The following is an 18,007-nucleotide window of genomic DNA, read 5'->3' on the forward strand; positions in this document are numbered from 1 at the left end:
GATCGGGTGAGCAGTCACTCTCTGTCAATGAGGCACGTCGGCCTGACCGCCGGCTTTGAACTCAAACGGTTATTTCAAACCAAACGGGGGCTACTGTGGTTGCTGGCCTTCGCGTTGGTGTGGGGACTGCTGCTGCGTTACCCCATCCTTCAGGCCAGCGATCTGCTGAGAAATCCGCAGATGCAGGAGTTTGTCACCGCCCTGCTCGGGGAGGGGGGTATCGCCGCCCTGTTTGACTGGCCCCACCCGGAGCTGGCGGTATACTGGGGGCTGGCGCTGTTGCTGTACCCCATGACCGCCATCGGCCTGTGCGCCGACCAGATGGCCTCGGATCTGCAACGGGGCACCCTGCGGTTTCTGACCCTGCGCTGTAGCCGCGACAGCCTGCTGCTGGGTCGGTTTCTGGGGCTGATGCTGATCCAGATGGCGATGGTCCTCAGCTCGGTAATGGCCACCATCGGCCTGGCGCTGTACAACGGCGATACCCAACTGATGTCTCTGCTGAGCCACGCCCTGCTGATCAGCCTTAACCTGCTGCTGGTGCTGTTGCCGTTCACCGCCACCATGGCCCTGCTGTCGCTGATCGCCAAATCCGGACGGCAGGCGGTGGTGCTGGCCAGCCTGTTCTGGCTGTTCACCCCGTTGCTGATCGGCCTGCTGGCGATGATCTATGCCCCGCTGGAGACGCTGCGCTTTCTGGTTCCCGGTGGCCAACTCGGCGACCTCATCGGCACTTCGCCGGCCCAGGCTCTGTCACTGGCCTGGCTACCGGTCGCCCAGGCCCTGCTGATGCTGGTGCTGGCCCAGATGACCCTGAAGAGGACGGCCCTGTAATGTTGATTCATGCACACCAACTCAGTAAAAGCTACGGCAGCAAGCTGGCCCTCGACCGGGTCGACCTGACGCTCGATGGCAGCGACAGCATCGCCCTGGTCGGCCCCAACGGCGCTGGCAAAACCACACTGATGTCGCTGATTTGCGGCTACCTTCAACCCAGCAGCGGCTCGCTATCAGTGTTGGGCCAGGCGCCGGGCAGCAGTGAACTGCTGGGTCAGCTCAGCGCCCTGCCTCAGGACGCCCAACTGGATCCCGGCTTCAGCATCGGCATTCAGCTGCGCCACTTCGGTGCCCTGCAGGGGATGAGTAAAAGCGAGGCGGACCGAGAAGCCCGGCGGGTACTGGATCTGGTGCAGCTGGCAGACACCTTTTCCAGCCGCCCTCAGGACCTCAGCCACGGCATGCGCAAGCGGGTAACCATTGCTCAGGCCCTGATGGGCCAGCCCAAGCTGGTCCTGCTGGATGAACCCACCGCGGGGCTGGATCCAGCCAACGCCCGCGCCGTCCGGGAGCTGGTCAACAACTTGCGGGGGCAGTGCCACTTTCTGATCAGCTCCCATAACCTGGAAGAGCTGCAGAAGATGTGCTCCACGGTATTGCACATCGAGCAGGGCCGCATCAGCCAGACCCTGGAGGTGCATGGTGGCCAGAATGACGCCATCTTAACCCTGACCCTGGCACCGCAATCCGGCAAAGACGCCGGACGCTGGCTCGGGCAGTTGCCGGGCGTCAATGAGGTGACTCACAAGGGGCAACAGGAGTTTCTGCTCAGGTACGACAACAACGCCCACCCCCAGTTCGACATCGAACTGTTGCAGGCCTTGCACCAACAGCAGATGGAGTACCGGCAACTGGGCCGAGGACTGAGCCTGGAAGACCGGCTGTTCAGCGGCTCAAGTACCGAATAATCCACAACAAAAAAAACGCCGGCGCAATGCCGGCGTTTCATTTCAGCTCTAGGAAGTTAACGACGTCGGCCCCAGATAACAAAGCCGGTACAGGCTATGGCAATGGCCATCAGGGCCACGATCGTCATTAACCATTCCCCTACAGCACCGAAAATTCGGCCACTGTGCAATGACAACAGCAGTCGCTCAACGCTGACACCGATCCCCTCCACGTCGAGTCCCTCAGGCAAGCGGGCTTCGCTCGCGGTCGCGGCGGGTGTCATGACTGTCAGTTCGGACACTTCGGGTGGCTGCTCCAACCACCAGTCCAGCTGCCACAAGGCGCCGGAGTGGTCGGAGAGCAGAGGCAAACCCTCGGCAGAAACCCCGGCCAGGCGACGCCCAGACAGCGGAATGGTATCCACCAACTCCCCTTCAAGGGTCAACAGCCACAGCTGACTCTGATCGCTGGCCAGCAAAGACTCCGCTCCGGCCAAAACCCCGGAGAGATCCCCATCCAAGACGCCAATCTTTCCCTGAGCGGTAACCAATAGGTTATCCACCTGATACAACTGGTGCTCCACCACTCCCTGAACCGTGGGCACAGGCAAATCGGCCACGGCATACCAGAGAGATTCGGTTAACACCGGTTTATCCAGCCCCAGGCGGTGGCTGTGTTGTAACATCAGGCCGGTGGTCGCCAACAACAGTATCCAGGCACACACCAGGATGCCGATTTTGCTGTGCCAACGGGTCAGGGTTCGGATTTTCATTGGGTCACATGTTCAGCCAGGAAAAGCGCCATTTTAGCGGTTCTGTTCATGGCGTAAACCGACAGGGTTGCACCACTGATACCGTCAATAGAGTCCGACAGCTTACTGTCCTCCAGAGAAACTCCATGATACTGCTTGGTGAAGGCATCTCGGTGGATCTCCCAGCCCCGGTGTTCCCGGAAAACCAGTACTTTAGCTTGAACGATGGCGTTGTTCTCCACCACATAGCCAAAGGTAATGGGCTGATCTTTACCGATGGACTCCAGGATCCAGGCGGTGCGAGCCCCCTGTAGCCAGTAACGAACCCGCAATTTGGGGTAACGCTCACCCATCAACTCTGTCAGTTCGGACTTGAGATCACCCTTAAGCCACAGGGTCCCTTTCTCTGCCTCGCCGCCCCCAAACGCCTGGGACAGGAACGCCTCCTGACTCAGGTACTCGGAAGCCGCGTGCGCCGTGATTAACAGCGAAGGCAGCAGGGTCATCAATAAAGCAAACAGGGGGCCTCGGCCCCCTTTCAACAACGTCAGCATCTTAGAAAGAATAGCCTACGCCCAGGTTGAAACCATTCTGGTTCTTGTCGCTGTCGTTGTCCTGCCACTGGTAATCGGCCTTGAACACAACGCGAGGGTGAATCCAGTAGTTCACACCGATATCGGTCTGAGCCTTGGCACTGTCGGCACTGTCGCCGGCCTGGTTATCCCAGGTGCTGTAACGGGCGAAGACACCCATCTTGTCAGTCACCATGTAGCTTGGCTCCAGGTACCAGCCATTCTGCTCGTCGGCACCCATGGACTTAGGACCGTCGCCATCCAGCATCCACATGCCGTACAGGCCACGCAGACGGAAAGCCTCATACTGCCAGTCCACGTGGGCTTCCAGCATGGTCGCGCTGCCAGCATCGGCATCCTGGGACTGAGTCACGTCTTCCTGGTATTGAACGCTACCGCCCAGAGTCAGGCCAGGGATACCGGCGTAGGATACGGCCAGGGTAACGGCCAGATCTTCGGCATTGGCCTTGGCCACTTTCTGACGACCGGAACGGATAGAGTATTTGGCATCGGCATTGGTCTCCAGACCACTGTGCACGAAGCCTTGCAGGGTAACGCCATTATCCAGGCGACCAATCAGGCCGGTACCGGCTTCCCACCAAGTGGTCGGCAGAATGTACTTTTCGACGTTGTTACGCTCAACGCCGTAGAAGGTATCCGGTTCGTGGGTTTCGTTCAGCAGGCCCACAGGCAGCAGGAACAGACCGGAACGCGAGGTCAGGTTAGAGGACAGATCCCAGTCGATGTAGGCCTGTTCCAGCTCCACTTCACCAGGCTTGTCGTCACCGGACAGGGAGTGCTCCAGTTCCACCTCAGAGAAGAAGCGGATGGTATCGCTGAACTCATAGCCGAACATCATAACGAAGCGGTGGAAGTCGACAGACTTCTTGTCACTGGCTCCGCCTTCGCCTTGCAGGTTGTTATAGTGCAGTTCGCCATAACCACCAATGGACAGCTTGTCCAAAGCGCTCTTACCACTGTCGGCTTCAACCGCTTCCACGGCGGCTTCGACCGCATCCTGGTTCTCTTGAACCTGACGGCTAAGTGCTTCAATCGCTGCGGCTTGCTGCTTAATCAGATCCTGCTGTGCTTTCAGCTGGGCTTCAACAGTGTCGGCGGCAAAGGCGCTGTTGGCCATCAGTGCCAGGGCAATACCGGTAACCAGTGGTTTCAGTTTCATGTGCATCATCTTCCCCAAGGGTAAATTAGCCAAAGTGGCTTCTCTTTAAATTTTCCCAAATGATAGCCATTTTCATTTGCATTACCAGTATTTTTCACATTTTTTTCACCGCGCCAGCAATCGGCTTCACTAGCCTCTTCCCCAAAAAGAACACAATTCACCGTACATTGATCACATCCCGCTTTGCTGAAACAAAAAAACAGCTAAATATCAGCAATATGAAAACAGTCATTCAAACTGAATATTCAGATATGCGAACGTGATCGTGGTCGCATTCGCATCAAAAAGATGCGTTTCTCTGATGAGAGGCCAAAACTTAAGGTCATGATTAAGAAGGGCTAATCTTAAGCGAACAGGTCATACCCGGAGGAGTAAGCAAACAACATTCAGAAAATTCAGCCGGGATTCAGGCCGCTGCTATCATCATTATCAGGGTAAATTCTTTGTTAGGAGTGTTGCATGCTGCGCACCATTTTGGCCCTGACGTTGGCCACTCTCTCCCTGAGCACCGTGGCTCAGGATTACATCATCTACCCGGCGGCCGGCCAGGACGCCGAGCAACAGAAACAGGACACACTCGAGTGCCAGGCCTGGGCCACTGAAAATACCGGGGTGGATCCGGTGCAACTGGCCAGCCAACCTGCCCCAGCCAGTCAGCAAACCGGGGGTGAACGCGCCCGTGGTGCCCTGGGCGGAGCGGCGGCGGGAGCCGCCATTGGTGCCATTGCCGGCGATGCGGGTGAAGGTGCAGCCATCGGTGCGGCAGTCGGGACAATGCGAGGGGGGTCTAAGAGGCGTCAAGCCGAAGCCGCCAACCAACAAGCCCAGGCCAATGCCCAAGCCGATAAAGACAGCCAGATGGCGATGTACACTCGAGCGTTCAAAGCCTGCATGGAGGGGCGCGAGTACAGCCTGCAATAATAGTGAACTCCTTTGGCCTGAGTGCACTCAGGCCAAAGAGATGGCCTGAACCGCCACGAACACGCAGATGGCCAGGCCTGCGGTCACCGTCAGAGAGCGGGCCAGCGCCCAATCGGCCAGGTAACACACCGGGTGCAGAATCCGCGTCAGCAGGAAACCCAGCGCTGGCAGTGACAACACCGCCTCCGTCACTCCGGCAAAATGAGCCACGGCAAACACCGCGCTGTACAGCGCCAGAGCCTCCCAGGCGTTGGCCTGCGCCGCCCAGACCCGGGCCCCGACACCGGTCAGTTGACGCGCCTGCAATCTTGGGTGGTGGTTATCCAGACGCCCCAACTGCCGAAGTTTCATGACTCCGCCTGCGGCGGCCAGCCCATAAGGCAGCAAGGCCAGTATCAGCCACACCCACAATGACGTTGCCATGTTTCACTCTCCTTAGATCACCCACGGATGTTCCCCCTGCGGCACCGGCTTATGCCAGTACCTCGCTGGCTTCCAGTTCCTCATACAAGCTGACAAACTGGCCGGTCAGCTTATGGCCCGGCGCCAGATGGATCAATGGCAGCTGCTGATGGTGGGATTCTTTCATCTTTACCGAGCTGCCCAGATAGGTGGCAAACAGAGGCACCGTATCCTGGGCCGCCAGCTCCGCCACCAGCGCCTGGGGCAGCCTCGCCTGAGGATTAAACTGATTCACCACGATGCCTTCGGCCTCAAGTTTGCCGTTATGATCCGCCTTGAGCTCCAGCAAGTTGTCCATCAGCCTAGAAATGGCTTGGGCAGAGAACCCGTCACAATCAAATGGAATCAGCACCTTATCTGCTGCTATCAGGGCTGACTTAGAATAGAAGTTAAAGTTTGGCGGGGTATCGATGTAGATGCGATCAAACTCGCTTTCCAGCGTTTTCAACGCATCCCGAAGCTTGTAGATCTTATAGCGCATCTCCAGTTCCCGCTCCAGAGTGGCCAGCACAGGGCTGGCCGGCAACAGGCTCAGGTTGTCAAACGGGGTCTTATGAACGAACTGCTCCGGGGCCGGCATGGAGCCAAACCAGCCAACTGTCTGCTTCAGCAGATCCGCCACCGTCTTGCCCTCCGGCAGGTTGGCTTCATCCACCCCAAGGTAGTGGCTGCTGTTGCCCTGAACATCCAGATCCACCAACAGCGTCCGGTAGCCCCTGGCCGCACTGATGGCTGCCAGGTTGACGCTGATGCTGGATTTTCCGACTCCGCCTTTCTGGTTAAACACGACCCGTTTCATTGACTCTTCCTTAAGCGTTCAATTTTCAGTCAATACTACGGTACCCTTACACTAAAGTCAGCCCTTGAGACGGTTATCTTTGAGCATTGCAACCCGCTTGAAATCCCTCACCAAAAGCGACCCTGGCTCACGGCCTCCGGGCAAAAAAGGCGCTACACTGAGCAACAGATTCTGTCAGAACATGATAACGGCGATGAGCAAACTTCGAGAGTTTTCCAAGCGACGCTGGGAAGGCGCCGATCTGGCCACCGGACTGGAAGAGTTTATGGCCCGGGATGTCAGCATCCATGCCCTGTTCCACGGGGCCACCAATTTATCCCAGGTCACCAACCTGTTGACCCAGCAGGTGCTGGCCGAAGAGCCCGGCCTGCTGAGAGAGCAGGAGCTGAATACCGGTACCCTGCTGCAGATTCTCAGCCTGGGGCTGCGCCAGATGGTGATCAAAAGCCTGTCCGATGGCCCTCTGAGCCAGGCGGAGCATCTGATCTGCCTGCTGGCCCGCCACGTCGCCCAGCACCAGTCTAAAGAACCAGAGGATCCCAGCTACCAGGCGATCAGTGAGCAGATACTGGGTCTGTATCAACAGTGGGATGAGGCGATGCGGCAGCAACGGGCATCCCGGCGGAATATGATGCGCTGATAAGCACACAAAAAACGCGGCCAGGCCGCGTTTTTTTATCGGGGTTACGGCGCCCTGATTATGCAGCCTCCCACCCGCAGCGCCTGGCCGTTCATGGCTCTGCTGCTGGTCGACTCATGATCGCTAAAGTGGTTACCGGTTAACTCCGCCACCGGCTTCCCCTCAGTGGCTGGCAAGGTATCAAAATAATTTTCCACACCTTCGATCCTGATTGGGCCAGGCAGGACCGAGTTCACCGTGACGTCCTGCCCCTTCGTGAGCCTGGCCACCAGCTGACTGGGTTGCTGATCGCGACCATGAATGAACACCTGTGCCCCCTCTTTCAGATAGGCACTGGCAATGGCAATGGCGTCGACCACTACCTGCGGTTGAACTGCAGCCATCCGCTCCCAAGCGCTGTACAGGCTGATCCTGGTGTAAAGGGGAAGGAAGTGGCTCATGGCGACTCAAAAACAGCGGCGTGCTGGCGGTGCTGCAGCAACTGCAACGTCAGCCGTGATATGGACGAGGTGGTGCACTCCTGCATGGGGAGATCCTCGCCCCCTTCAGAACCGAGGAGATGAATTGGATGGCACAGGACTACGCCGACCAGCTCCTGCCCCTGACGAGGGAGCCCCCAAAGCTGATGCTCCTGGGGCTGTTCAACCTCTGAGCCGGTGATCGCTTCAACGTTAATGGTAGAGCGGACACTCCCGAGGAGTCACCGCCAACTGCCGCAGCAACAGGCCCAGATGCCACTGCGCCAACTGCGCCGCCCCCTGAAACAACCCGCAGCGGCCATGCTCCACCACCCGCTCCAGGAACCGCGGCGCCCAAGGCCACAGGTGATCCCCGAGCAGTTCGGCGGCGGCAACCTGGCGATCCTGCTCCAGCAGCAGCGCCAGAGACGCCAGCATCAGGCCGAAGTGGTCCCAGGGCCCCTGTGAATGCAGAGTCATGGTCACCCCCTGAGCCTGGCACAACTGCTGAAACCTCCGGGTACCCTCCCCACACACCAGGTTATCTCTATCCAGATAGACCGAACCATAGGGACTGGCCAGTGCCGGACCCGGACCGATAAACAAGGCGTAGAAGTCACGCTCAATCTGCTCGAGGCGATCACCCGTTAAAGAGCGCTCCATCTGCAGCAGCCCCCGCTCAACGTCGTCATCGGTACCACGGCCGGGCCAGGCGCTGAGCAGGCCGCTGTCCCTTAGCTCCGCGAGGCGCTCCTTGGAAGGTTTATGATAGAACAGGTTGTGCAGCACCCTCAGGGATGCTGCCGTCAATGCCATCTCAGTGTCGCAGGACATAGCTCACTCCGTGTTGCTTCCCGGCCGGCGCCAAGGCGTCGGCCGGGTGTGCTGGGTTATCAGACCTCAAACTCGTTCAGAACCCGGCCGCCGGGCTGGGCGGCACGATTCACGGTGATCACCAGGTTGGGGCTGGTGATCGACGAATCGGGCAGAGGCTGGATGTCGGCGTTGTCACCGTGCCTGGCGCGCAGCTCCTCAATGGGCCCGAACTCCAGCGTCCGTAGCGGGCAGGACTCGACGCAGCTCGGCTTTTTCCCCTGCTTCAGGCGGTCGTAGCAGCCGTCACACTTGGTCATCACCCCGCGCTCGCTGTCGAACTGGGGCGCGTCGTAGGGGCAGGCGCGGGCGCAGCTGTGGCAGCCGACACAGATGGCGGCGTCCACGTGCACCAGGCCGTCACTGCTGCGCTTGTGCATGGCACCGGTGGGACAGGCCTTGACGCACACAGGGTGGGAGCAATGGTTGCAGCCCAGGGAGACATAATGGGCAAACACCGACTGGTTGAGGGTGCCGTCGCCGTTGTCACTCCAGGCGCCACCGCCATACTCATACACTCGGCGCCACTTGACCCCCAGGGGCAGGTCACTGCGATCCTTGCAAGCGATCTGGCAGGTCTTGCAGCCGGTGCACTTGCTGGTGTCGACATAAAAGCCGTATTGAATCTTATCTGTCATCTGTTACTTCTCCGCTTCAGGCAGGGGTGATCTCGACTAGGTTGGTGTGTTGGGGGTTGCACTTACCGATGGCGGTTGGGCGCATGGCGGTCAGGGTGTTGACGCAACCGCCATCATCAACCTCACCCGCGTTATTGCGCCACGCCCCCTGAGGCAGGGACACCACCCCGGGCATGATCCTGGGAGTAATTCGGGCACGCACCCTCACCTGGCCACGCTTGGAACGGATCAGCACCAGACTGCCGGACTGAATCATCCGCTCCTGGGCATCCTTAGGGTTGATCCACACGCAATCCTCCACCGCTTCCCGCATCCAGCGGTTGCTGTGGAAGCTGGAGTGGGTACGCCCCTTGGTGTGGTGGCCGATCAGCTGCAGGGGGTACTCCGCCCTGGTGTCGACATCTTCATAGCCTTCCCAGGTACGGACATAGCTGGGGATGGCGGGGATCTCATCCCCCTCCGGCAGAACCCAGCTCTGCGCCATCTGCGCCAGGGTTTCGGAGTAGATCTCGATCTTGCCGCTGGGGGTGGCCAGCGGGTTGGCCTCCGGGTTGTCGACAAACGCCTCCAGTCCGATCTTGGGTGTGGTGTCCTGCACCCGGTAGATCCCCATCCTCACCAGCTCGGCGTACTCGGGGTACCCCTTAGAGGCGGCGAAGCCGTTGTAGAGATGCTCCAACCACTGCTGATAACTGCGCCCCTCGGCGTACTCCCGCTCCACCCCCAGGCGCCTGGCCACCTCCAGGCACACCTCGAAACAGCCCTTGGCCTCGAACGGGGTACGGATGGCGCTGGTCATGGCGGTGATGACGCCGGCGTGGGTGGCCGGGTTGCCGCTGATGTCGTTCACCTCGACGTCGGTCAGATCCGGCAGCAGGATGTCGGCATAGCGGGCACTGGGGGTCATCTGCACATCGTGCACCAGGATGAACTCGCACAGGGACTCATCCTCGAGGATCCTGTGGGTGCCGTTGGCATCGGAGTGCTGGTTGATCAGGGCGTTGCCGGCGTAGTTCCAGATAAACTTGATGCCAGTGCTGAGCTGATCGACACCGCGCACCCCATCCTTGAGGGCGGTCATCTCCTCACCCCGCGCCACCGCCTCACTCCACATGAAGCAGGGGATCTGCGCCTTGGTCGGATTGGCGCCGGTGGGGGACAGCGTCAGGGGAAAGACATTCTTGGCCGGGGTAAAGCCGGTGCTGGTGCCCGGCAGGCCCACCTTGCCCAGCAGCAGCGGCAACATGGTAATCGCCCGAACGGTCTGCTCACCGTTGGCCTGGCGCTGGGGGCCCAACCCCTGGCCAATGAAGGGGGCCTCGGCGGCAATCAGCTTGGTGGCCAGGGCGCGAATCTCATCTGCAGCGATGCCGGTGATGGGAGCGGCGTACTCCGGGGTCTTGGCGACACCGTCCGGCCCGCCCCCTAGGATATGAGATTTAAAGTCGGCGTTGGCCGGCGCCCCCTGAGGCAGGGTCTGGTTGTCATAACCGACACAGTAGCGGTTGAGAAACGCCTCGTCGGCGGCACCCCGGGTGATGATCTCGTAGCAGAGCGCCTCACACAGGGCGGCGTCGGTACCGGGACGGATCGGCAGCCACTTGGCCTCTTTGGACACCAGGGTGTCGGTGTAGCGGGGATCGACGATCACCGTCTCCAGCCCCTTGGCCAGAACGCTGAGATCGTATCCGCCACCGGCACCGCTCATCTCGGTCTCGCCGGGGTTGTGGCCGAAGCTCAGATAGAAGTCGCTGTTCTGCAGCTCGGCGTAGCCGCTGACCGGACGACCGCCAAAGGTGTACTGGCCGGCATTGGAGGCCTGGCCGCTGCTGTAGGTATTGTATTGGCCCAGGTAGCCGCCGAGGAGGTTAAGCAGCTTGGCGCCCCAGCGACCGCCGCCGTTCCAGTGGCCGCCGGAGAACCAGGAGTAGAGCCGGCCGGAACCGTACTGGCAGTAGACCGCCTCGTTGCCGTAGGTGTCGATCACCCGACGCAGCTCGGCGGCGATGGTGTCAAACGCCTCCTCCCAGCTGATCTCGACAAACCTGCCCTCGCCGCGCTTGCCGATGCGCTTCATCGGCGCCTTGAGGCGGTCGGCGGCGTACACCTTCTTCTTGAAGGAGCGCCCCTTGGCGCAAGCCCGCGACTGGTGGCTCTCCCAGCTGTCATCCCCCAGGTTGTCCGTCTCGATACGCACGATATCCCCATCCCGGGTCACCACCTGCAGGGGGCAGGAGTGACCACAGTTGCAGGTGCAGGATCCCCAGTTAACCTGCTCCTGGGCGTCGGGTTGCGGCGGCGTTACCGTCTCCGCGGTCTTGCTGCCGCAGGCGGTCACACAGGAGACCGCGCCGGCGGTGGCGCTCAATTTCAAAAAGTCACGTCTTTGCATCAGGTTTTCCTTAATGTTCGTTGATTACAGGGCGTAGCTCAGGGTCAGCATCAGCTGGTGGGCGTTGTAGTTGGCGCCCATCTCCCCCAGAGTCACCAGGCCGGGGATGGCGCCGGGGGCGACATCGGCGTAGTCGGTGTCGTAGTAGCGCTCATAGCGGTAGTCCGCCCGCAGCCGCGCCCGCTTGGAGAGCCGGTAGTTGGCGTAGAGGGTGACGTTGTGGGACCAGGCGGTGTAGTCGCCATAGGGGCTCTGGCCGCTGACTGGTCCAGTAACCTGGGTGTCGGACTGCGACTCGCTGTACTGGTAGTCCAGCCCCAGGCTGAGCCGGTCCTGTATCAGGCCGGAGTAGACGGCGCCGCCACCGATGTGGCTGAAGCTGTCCTCGGTGTCACCGAGCCAGTCGGGGCTGACAAAGCCCTGGCTGCCCGCCTGGCTGGCGTCAATCCACTGCTGGCCGCCGAACAGGTAGAGCTCGGTGTTTGAGGTGGGGTGATAACTCAGCGACAGGTCGTAGCCGTTGTCGGTGGATTCAGTCAGCCCCAGCTCGCTGGCGTCGTAGTCGTCCCTGGCGTAGCGGTAGCTCAGCTCTAGCCCTAAGTTGGCCAGCGGCGTGTGGCTCACCTTGACCTCGACCTGGTTGCGGTCGCGGTCGGCCAGGTGGTACTTGCGCAGCAGCGGGTTGTCCTCGCTGGAGGTGGCGGCGGTGGCGTCGTAGCGGGAGCCGTCCCGGCGGCCCAGCTCGCCCTCAACACTGAAGGCCCAGTTGGCCAGGGCCGAATAGCTCAGCCTGGCGAACAGCCGGTCCTCATCGGTCTGCTCGCGCACCGTGTTGCTGCGCTCGAGCTCGACCCGCTGGTAGCCGCCACTGAGACGCAGCCCCTTGGCCAAGCGGTAGTTGCCGTCCAGCAGGTAGGCGTGGCGGCCGGAGTCCAGCGGCACATTCGCCGTGGCCTGGCCGGAGTTGGGGTCGTAGGCCACGGTGGAGAACAGCTGCACCGGGGTCTTGTTGTCGCGGTCGCGGTAGTCGGCCTTGAGGTTGACCCTCAGGTCGCGGCTGACCCGGGTGGTGAGCTTGAGGTTGGCGTCCCAGGTTTCCACCTCACCGTTTAAGTGGGTGATGCCCGGCGGCACGCCCAAAGTGTCGACGTAGTCTTCGTTCTGGTACTGCCAGCCCTTGACCAGCCGGCCGCTGAGGATGCTCCGCTGCCAGCGGTACTGGCCGCTGGCCAGCAGCTGGTGGGCCTCGTTGCCCGGCTCCAGGGCGGTCAGGGCACCGCGCTCGCCGTTGTAGAGGGCGTCGTGGCCGTTGTCGAACAGGCTGCCCTGATAACTCAGCCCCGCCAGCCACCGCGCCCCGCTCAGCTCGGCGCCGGCCTTGAGCTTCTGGGTGGTGTGGTCGATGGGCTTGACGATGTTCACCGGACTCTTCAACAGGGCGGTGGAGCCCGCCTGCTGGCCGGTTTTGCTCTGGTACTCGTAGTCGATGAAGCTGCGCCAGTGGTCGCCCTTGTACTGGGCGCCCAGCAGCCAGCTCTCGCGCTTTTTCGACAGCTCTGTGGTGCGCAGCTCGCCGCTGTCCACCAGGTCATTGCCACTTAAGCCGTAGCGGGTCTGGGCGTGGCCGCTGTCCACCTGCAGGTTGCTGCGGTAGCCGGCGTGGACCCCGACCTGGTCGTTGTCGAAGCGGATCTCAGCGGCGCCGGTCTCCATGCCCAAATCGTCTGCCTGCACCCGCAGCCGGCCGTCATCCTTGCTGGTGTAGAGCAGGTCCGCCTGCAGGGCGGCGACCAGATCGCTCTCCTCTCCGAGGCGGTTGGCCGCCCTGGGGTCGTCGGCGTCGGTGCCGACCACCGACACACCCAGCTCGCCGGAGGCGTGGGGCACGCTGCAGCGGCTGCAGTTCCAGCGGCTCTTATCGACCCCCTGGGTGTTGGCCTGATTCAGGTCGAAGCCGGCCGCCTGAGCCATGCCCAGGTTAGCCAGGGCCAGGGCGACGACACTCAATTGAAATCTCATGGTGAGTCTCCTTAGCGCTGCAGGGCCTGGCCCGCGGGGTGGTTGGACCCGTGGATCTGGCTGTGGCAATTGAGGCAGCTCTGGCCGCCGCTGAAGGCGTTGTCGTCGCCGTGGCCGCGGCTGGCATGGCCGTCACTGGCGTGACAGCTCTGGCACAGCATCGGGGCGCGGCGCTCGAGCATGGTGTCGTTGACGCTGCCGTGGGGGGTGTGACAGCTGAGGCAGTTGTCGGTCACCGGCTGGTGTTCCCACAGGAAGGGGCCGCGTTTTTCCGCGTGACACTCAAAACAGCTGTCGTTGACGCTAACCTGCTTGAGGCTGGCTTCAGACAGCGAGCCGTGGGGGGCGTGACAGTCACTGCAGGCCATCTGGCCCCACTGCATCGGGTGGGCGCTGCGCTTGGCCATATCCAGCTTCTGCTCGGTGTGACAGCCGGTGCAGACCGCCACCTCGCTGTTACGATTGAGCACCGGGTCGGCGGCGGCGTGGACGGTGTGGCAGCTGACGCAGCTGAGCTTCTCCTGCTGGTGCATCGAGCCGTGCCAGGCCGTCCGCTCGCCATCCTGGTGGCAGGAGAGACAGACGCTGTCCTGCAGCTCGGCGGAGACGTTGCCGTTGTCGCCGAAGGCGATCATCGGCTCGTTCTTGCCCTTGTGCTTGCCCTGAGGGCCGTGGCAGGACTCGCACTGCAGCTGCCCCATGGGGCCCCTGCTGCCGCTCATGTCACCGTGTACACCCTGAAACAGCGCCCTCACCGTATCTGACTTGCGGTGGCACATCAGACAGCTGTCGGCGCCTTTTCGGGAGTAGTGGCCGGCCTGGAACTTCTCCAGCAGCAGCGACTCCGCATCCGTGGCGTAGACGTTCAGACCGATACAGGAAGCGAGTCCAATTAGGAGGCAACTCCGGCGTATTCGTTTTTTTTGATTCATAGTTATTCCGCAGCGTTTAGTATGAGAACCGGTCGCCATAAGTCGATGCCTTATGACCCCGGGTTCATCGTGCGTTGCGGAATATAGTTACTGTGTCCGTTTTATAAATTCGTCAGGATCACAGAACTTCAGAGATAATTTGGCCACCCAATGGACGAAGGTGGGCATAACTCTAAATCATTGCACTTATTAATCAGTTGCTTAGAAAAAAACTGGGTGGGTAATTATTAAAAACACGAACTAAAATGCCAATTTCAACAACTGAAAATGAATTTTCAATTATAGAAACTCACCCAGATTGTCCTTGAGCCATTTATCAAGTTGCGGATCCCGATAGATATCGTGGCCCATATAAGCACTGATCAGCTTTTGATACTCTTTTTTCAGGTATTGGCCGAGAGACTCAATTAGGCTTCCCTTGCGGTTCGAAGGCAGGTATTGGATGCAAAGCTCGTGGAAACGGTAGCCTTTACCGCCCCCAAGGGCCTGGACATAAGGGGCAGAGAACTCCAAAAATTCGAGCTCTTGATCATCCTTAAACAACTGATGGGTAAACAGTGACGGCAGTATGGTCAGTTCGTCACCGCCTTTGACTCTGTCGATAATGTGGCCCATGTGCGAGGAGATGTGGCAGATGGATCCCATCATATCGTGCCGTTGGGCGTACTCCTCCAGCGGGTGGCGGTGCTGACCACACATGGCATAATTGAAGGGAATGAGGCCATGACGGAAGATATCATCAAACCGCGGCGTCGCCGCAAACACCGGATGGCCTCGGCGACCAATCAGGAACAGCTGGTCGGCAAAGGCAAAGGGATACTCTCTCAGTTCAGGCTGAGAACAGCCGATCTCCCGAACAGCGATAACTCCATCGAGCTGGCCCCGCTGCAGTTGTTCGTCACTGCTGGCGGTCCACGAGTGGAGATCCAGCACGCATTTAAACTGACAGGATCGGTTGATTGCCTGAACCGCCGCACAAACATAATCATGCAGATGTTCCCTACAGGCAATTTTCAACGTCACTACCGACGCCCTGCCCAAAGATACATCCTGGCTCAAAACCCCTATTTCAGCATCGATCTTTCTTGCCGAGTTATATAACTTTAGTGCAGTCATATTGGCTTTGAAACCACTGGCACTCCTGACAAACAGCTCATCGCCAAATACCTCCCTCAGTTTCGCCAGAGAACGACTGACTTTAGGCTTCGACAGTGACAGTTGATTGGCAACCTCGGTGGCGCTCCCCAACTCAACCATCAATACAAATACTCTGATTGTGAGAAAATCCAAGCTCAGAAGCTCTTTACTCATCAAGGTGTTCCAATATCAATCTCTTCAGTTGAGGATAAGCTTAACGTAATTCGCTGACCGGCATCCATCCGTTTATTAGTAACAACAAGCCAGTAAGAAAGTCACCCTCTGCTCCCTTAGGCGCCTAAGGCACGATCATCCACCCACAAAAAACGGCCGCCACAGGCGACCGTCTTTAAACTCAATGCTGGTACTCGATTAGCGCAGCAGTTGCGCCAGTGCGGTTTCCAGCCCTTGCGGCGTCTGCCCTTCGATGCGGCCAATCTCTTTGCCACCCTGACGCACAATAAAGGTCGGGAACGCAATCACCTGAACCCCCTCCATCAGCGGCGTCTCTCCGGCACTGCCCTTCTTATCGACGCCGACGTATTCGGCGGTAATATTGGGATTATCGAGGATTTTCAAAATCTTCATCATTCGAGGCACCTGTTGCTGGCTGACCTTATCCCAGGTTCCCAGTACCGCCAGAATTTCAACCTTGTCTTCCCGCTTTACCAGCGGGCTTAGGGCTTCGGTATTGACCTTATAGGCCAGATACTCGCGCCCCATGGGGATCATTTCAAAGATCAACTGCTGGCTGGTGAGCTTACCCACCATTACGGCATCTTCCATGGGCACAGCGCCATGTGGATTGTTGCCTTTGAGCCCATCCATGCTCGCATTGCCATTCCCCATGCCTGGCATCGCAGATACACCACTGCTCATTACCAGAGCGCCCAGAATCAATCGTTTCATCATTGCAGATACCTTCTAAACGCCAACAGTCTGCTGCACCCAACCGGGGCAACCCATACGTTACCTATCGTAGAACATTAGGTACGTCAACGGCGCTTTGGTTCTCAATTTAATACAACTAATTTTCATTTGGTGCAGTAGATCACAAAGCCGCAGTCGCGAGGGAAACAAACCCTTCTCAGAAACCTCGCCAAAGCCGGTCCGAGAGGCGGATCATCCCCATCCAAACGCCACTGTGGTACCCTTTGGCAAATTTTTTCAGCGGACACCTCCATGGCCAAACACTCCTTCCTCTCGGAAAAACAGTTCTGGATTCAGCGACTCAGTAAATCCAGCCTGAGAGCCCTGCATGTTCTAGGGATCATTGGTGCCAGTGGCGGTTTCTTCTACAGCGTTGATAAGTCCCTGTGGCTGCCCTGGTGGATACTGGCCATGAGCACCGGCCTGATTCTGATGGTGTGGGAAGTGGTGCGTTCGCCGTTGTGGCTGGTGCAGATGAAAGGGGTGCTGACTCTGCTGAAGGTAGTATTGGTGGCGCTGTGCTATCCGCTGCCCCAGTACAAGGTGGCACTGTTTTGCACCGTAGCACTGATCTCGGTCATCACCTCCCATGGCCCGGCGGGCCTGCGCCACTACTCAATCTGGCATCGTCGCCGCATCGACGGTCCCAAAGAGGTCAAGGGCTGACGGCGCCTGCCGTCCCCCCGACAACGCGCTATACTGGGCGTCCTTTCCTCACCATGGACGCCCACATGCACAGCAGCCACTCCCCTTCGACTTTTCTGGTCAAACACCATACCCTGTTTGATTCCCTGCCACCGGGGCCGGTACTGGATCTGGCCTGCGGATATGGACGCAATGCCCTCTTCCTGGCCCGAAAAGGGATTCCGGTCTGGTGTGCCGACCGTAACCCCGAGGCACTGGCCGCCATTGCCGCCGTCGCCGAGGTCGAGCGTCTGCCCATTGTCTGCTGGCAACTGGATCTGGAGCAGCCTGGCAGCCTCCCCCTGGCCGGCCGGCAGTTCGCCGCCATCGTGGTCTGCAACTACCTGCACCGGCCTCTGATGCCGGCACTGAAGGCGTCCCTGCTACCACAAGGGGTGATTTTCTATGAAACCTTTCTCAGTCAGCAGGCTCAAATCGGCAAACCCAGTAATCCGGACTTCCTGCTACAGCCCGGTGAATTGAAACAACACTTTGCATCTTTGCAGCCCCTGCATTACGTTGAAGGGGAGCACCGACAACCGCATCGCTACAGCGCGCAGTTGATCGCCAGAAAATAATTCCCACTAAGGAGACGCCGTGCTGCAGTGGTACCCAGACAGTTATCGCATCGGAATCGCACCGATACTGACCCTGTTGATGGTGTTCTTTGCCATTGGCGTTCGCGTGCTGATACCCGAGGGCAATACCGCCTTTCAATGGCCACTGAACATCGCCATGGGACTGATCGCCCTGGTGCACCTGTATCTGATTATTGACGATAGGGTCATGAAGCGGGGCGATGCGTTGATTTACGGCCTGGTGCACATCTGCATGGCCTTCACCGTCTGGATTTTTTCCCTGATGGTGGTCACCGGCAACGACCTGTTTTAAGAG

At 59.5% G+C, this 18,007-nt stretch carries 20 protein-coding genes; 7 read left to right on the forward strand and 13 right to left on the reverse strand.

The window, feature by feature from the left end; all coding sequences use genetic code 11:
* Positions 1–6: 6 nt before the first annotated feature.
* Positions 7–834, forward strand: coding sequence for an ABC transporter permease (locus BLT77_RS07215; protein ID WP_143026580.1), 828 nt, complete (start codon positions 7–9; stop codon positions 832–834).
* Entirely contained in the window at positions 834–1,745 is a 912-nt protein-coding gene (locus BLT77_RS07220) for an ABC transporter ATP-binding protein (protein ID WP_090364110.1), read from the forward strand. Before BLT77_RS07215 ends, BLT77_RS07220 begins: the two co-directional genes overlap by 1 nt.
* Positions 1,746–1,801: 56 nt before the next feature.
* On the opposite strand, the gene BLT77_RS07225 is transcribed toward BLT77_RS07220, so the two are convergent.
* The 3 genes from BLT77_RS07225 to BLT77_RS07235 are packed head-to-tail and all read right to left on the reverse strand — an operon-like array spanning position 1,802 to position 4,228.
* Positions 1,802–2,497 (reverse strand): PepSY-associated TM helix domain-containing protein, encoded by a 696-nt coding sequence (locus tag BLT77_RS07225; RefSeq protein WP_090364113.1) that lies wholly within the window; start codon positions 2,495–2,497, stop codon positions 1,802–1,804.
* Complete coding sequence (locus tag BLT77_RS07230) at positions 2,494–3,030, reverse strand: FMN-binding protein (RefSeq protein WP_218126909.1); 537 nt, start codon at positions 3,028–3,030, stop codon at positions 2,494–2,496. The genes BLT77_RS07225 and BLT77_RS07230 overlap by 4 nt, the downstream gene beginning before the upstream one ends.
* Position 3,031: 1 nt before the next feature.
* Complete coding sequence (locus BLT77_RS07235) at positions 3,032–4,228, reverse strand: porin (RefSeq protein WP_245709889.1); 1,197 nt, start codon at positions 4,226–4,228, stop codon at positions 3,032–3,034.
* Positions 4,229–4,687: 459 nt separating this feature from the next.
* On the opposite strand from BLT77_RS07235, the gene BLT77_RS07240 reads away from it, so the two are divergent.
* Positions 4,688–5,149: a YMGG-like glycine zipper-containing protein gene (locus BLT77_RS07240; RefSeq protein ID WP_090364117.1), complete on the forward strand. Its 462-nt coding sequence runs from the start codon at positions 4,688–4,690 to the stop codon at positions 5,147–5,149.
* A gap of 27 nt (positions 5,150–5,176) precedes the next feature.
* On the opposite strand, the gene BLT77_RS07245 is transcribed toward BLT77_RS07240, so the two are convergent.
* Positions 5,177–5,572 carry an MAPEG family protein gene (locus tag BLT77_RS07245; protein WP_090364119.1) on the reverse strand — a complete coding sequence of 132 codons (396 nt, stop codon included), beginning with the start codon at positions 5,570–5,572 and terminating at the stop codon, positions 5,177–5,179.
* 49 nt (positions 5,573–5,621) lie between these two features.
* Positions 5,622–6,410 carry a ParA family protein gene (locus BLT77_RS07250; RefSeq protein WP_090364122.1) on the reverse strand — a complete coding sequence of 263 codons (789 nt, stop codon included), beginning with the start codon at positions 6,408–6,410 and terminating at the stop codon, positions 5,622–5,624.
* Between the two features lie 193 nt (positions 6,411–6,603).
* Between BLT77_RS07250 and BLT77_RS07255 the strand changes: the two genes are divergently transcribed.
* Positions 6,604–7,050 (forward strand): hypothetical protein, encoded by a 447-nt coding sequence (locus BLT77_RS07255; RefSeq protein WP_090364125.1) that lies wholly within the window; start codon positions 6,604–6,606, stop codon positions 7,048–7,050.
* Between the two features lie 44 nt (positions 7,051–7,094).
* Here the strand turns inward: BLT77_RS07255 and BLT77_RS07260 are convergent, their stop codons facing one another.
* The 8 genes from BLT77_RS07260 to BLT77_RS07295 all read right to left on the reverse strand — a co-directional run bounded on the left by BLT77_RS07260 (position 7,095) and on the right by BLT77_RS07295 (position 16,411).
* Positions 7,095–7,433 carry a hypothetical protein gene (locus BLT77_RS07260; protein WP_176819223.1) on the reverse strand — a complete coding sequence of 113 codons (339 nt, stop codon included), beginning with the start codon at positions 7,431–7,433 and terminating at the stop codon, positions 7,095–7,097.
* Positions 7,434–7,721: 288 nt separating this feature from the next.
* Entirely contained in the window at positions 7,722–8,342 is a 621-nt protein-coding gene (locus tag BLT77_RS07265) for a TorD/DmsD family molecular chaperone (RefSeq protein WP_090364128.1), read from the reverse strand.
* A 59-nt stretch (positions 8,343–8,401) separates the two neighbouring features.
* Positions 8,402–9,019 (reverse strand): DMSO/selenate family reductase complex B subunit, encoded by a 618-nt coding sequence (locus BLT77_RS07270; RefSeq protein ID WP_090364131.1) that lies wholly within the window; start codon positions 9,017–9,019, stop codon positions 8,402–8,404.
* A gap of 16 nt (positions 9,020–9,035) precedes the next feature.
* Positions 9,036–11,411, reverse strand: a complete 2,376-nt coding sequence (locus BLT77_RS07275; RefSeq protein ID WP_090364133.1) for a DMSO/selenate family reductase complex A subunit — start codon at positions 11,409–11,411, stop codon at positions 9,036–9,038.
* Between the two features lie 24 nt (positions 11,412–11,435).
* Positions 11,436–13,430 carry an MtrB/PioB family decaheme-associated outer membrane protein gene (locus BLT77_RS07280; RefSeq protein ID WP_090364135.1) on the reverse strand — a complete coding sequence of 665 codons (1,995 nt, stop codon included), beginning with the start codon at positions 13,428–13,430 and terminating at the stop codon, positions 11,436–11,438.
* A gap of 11 nt (positions 13,431–13,441) precedes the next feature.
* Positions 13,442–14,362, reverse strand: a complete 921-nt coding sequence (locus BLT77_RS07285) for a DmsE family decaheme c-type cytochrome (RefSeq protein WP_090364138.1) — start codon at positions 14,360–14,362, stop codon at positions 13,442–13,444.
* A gap of 279 nt (positions 14,363–14,641) precedes the next feature.
* A complete protein-coding gene (locus BLT77_RS07290) occupies positions 14,642–15,673 on the reverse strand; it encodes a LysR family transcriptional regulator (protein ID WP_090364141.1) in 1,032 nt (343 codons plus the stop codon).
* Positions 15,674–15,871: 198 nt separating this feature from the next.
* Positions 15,872–16,411: a YbbN family protein gene (locus tag BLT77_RS07295; protein ID WP_090364145.1), complete on the reverse strand. Its 540-nt coding sequence runs from the start codon at positions 16,409–16,411 to the stop codon at positions 15,872–15,874.
* A 270-nt stretch (positions 16,412–16,681) separates the two neighbouring features.
* Here BLT77_RS07295 and BLT77_RS07300 point away from each other — a divergent pair, with 270 nt between their 5' ends.
* From BLT77_RS07300 to BLT77_RS07310, 3 genes are all read left to right on the forward strand, one after another.
* Positions 16,682–17,095, forward strand: coding sequence for a hypothetical protein (locus tag BLT77_RS07300; protein ID WP_090364148.1), 414 nt, complete (start codon positions 16,682–16,684; stop codon positions 17,093–17,095).
* Positions 17,096–17,160: 65 nt separating this feature from the next.
* On the forward strand, positions 17,161–17,691 hold the full coding sequence (locus tag BLT77_RS07305) for a class I SAM-dependent methyltransferase (RefSeq protein WP_176819224.1): 531 nt from the start codon (positions 17,161–17,163) through the stop codon (positions 17,689–17,691).
* A 19-nt stretch (positions 17,692–17,710) separates the two neighbouring features.
* On the forward strand, positions 17,711–18,004 hold the full coding sequence (locus tag BLT77_RS07310) for a hypothetical protein (protein WP_090364153.1): 294 nt from the start codon (positions 17,711–17,713) through the stop codon (positions 18,002–18,004).
* Positions 18,005–18,007: the final 3 nt, after the last annotated feature.

The sequence above is a fragment of the Ferrimonas sediminum genome, from assembly GCF_900100175.1.
GTDB classification, from domain to species: Bacteria; Pseudomonadota; Gammaproteobacteria; order Enterobacterales; family Shewanellaceae; genus Ferrimonas; species Ferrimonas sediminum.

Excerpts from the sequence above, each read along its gene's own strand:
- BLT77_RS07220 (WP_090364110.1), top strand. The coding sequence starts at position 834 with ATGTTGATTCATGCACACCAACTCAGTAAAAGCTACGGCAGCAAGCTG.
- BLT77_RS07225 (WP_090364113.1), bottom strand. The coding sequence starts at position 2,497 with ATGAAAATCCGAACCCTGACCCGTTGGCACAGCAAAATCGGCATCCTG.
- BLT77_RS07230 (WP_218126909.1), bottom strand. The coding sequence starts at position 3,030 with ATGCTGACGTTGTTGAAAGGGGGCCGAGGCCCCCTGTTTGCTTTATTG.
- BLT77_RS07235 (WP_245709889.1), bottom strand. The coding sequence starts at position 4,228 with ATGAAACTGAAACCACTGGTTACCGGTATTGCCCTGGCACTGATGGCC.
- BLT77_RS07240 (WP_090364117.1), top strand. The coding sequence starts at position 4,688 with ATGCTGCGCACCATTTTGGCCCTGACGTTGGCCACTCTCTCCCTGAGC.
- BLT77_RS07245 (WP_090364119.1), bottom strand. The coding sequence starts at position 5,572 with ATGGCAACGTCATTGTGGGTGTGGCTGATACTGGCCTTGCTGCCTTAT.
- BLT77_RS07250 (WP_090364122.1), bottom strand. The coding sequence starts at position 6,410 with ATGAAACGGGTCGTGTTTAACCAGAAAGGCGGAGTCGGAAAATCCAGC.
- BLT77_RS07255 (WP_090364125.1), top strand. The coding sequence starts at position 6,604 with ATGAGCAAACTTCGAGAGTTTTCCAAGCGACGCTGGGAAGGCGCCGAT.
- BLT77_RS07260 (WP_176819223.1), bottom strand. The coding sequence starts at position 7,433 with ATGGCTGCAGTTCAACCGCAGGTAGTGGTCGACGCCATTGCCATTGCC.
- BLT77_RS07265 (WP_090364128.1), bottom strand. The coding sequence starts at position 8,342 with ATGTCCTGCGACACTGAGATGGCATTGACGGCAGCATCCCTGAGGGTG.
- BLT77_RS07270 (WP_090364131.1), bottom strand. The coding sequence starts at position 9,019 with ATGACAGATAAGATTCAATACGGCTTTTATGTCGACACCAGCAAGTGC.
- BLT77_RS07275 (WP_090364133.1), bottom strand. The coding sequence starts at position 11,411 with ATGCAAAGACGTGACTTTTTGAAATTGAGCGCCACCGCCGGCGCGGTC.
- BLT77_RS07280 (WP_090364135.1), bottom strand. The coding sequence starts at position 13,430 with ATGAGATTTCAATTGAGTGTCGTCGCCCTGGCCCTGGCTAACCTGGGC.
- BLT77_RS07285 (WP_090364138.1), bottom strand. The coding sequence starts at position 14,362 with ATGAATCAAAAAAAACGAATACGCCGGAGTTGCCTCCTAATTGGACTC.
- BLT77_RS07290 (WP_090364141.1), bottom strand. The coding sequence starts at position 15,673 with ATGAGTAAAGAGCTTCTGAGCTTGGATTTTCTCACAATCAGAGTATTT.
- BLT77_RS07295 (WP_090364145.1), bottom strand. The coding sequence starts at position 16,411 with ATGATGAAACGATTGATTCTGGGCGCTCTGGTAATGAGCAGTGGTGTA.
- BLT77_RS07300 (WP_090364148.1), top strand. The coding sequence starts at position 16,682 with ATGGCCAAACACTCCTTCCTCTCGGAAAAACAGTTCTGGATTCAGCGA.
- BLT77_RS07305 (WP_176819224.1), top strand. The coding sequence starts at position 17,161 with ATGCACAGCAGCCACTCCCCTTCGACTTTTCTGGTCAAACACCATACC.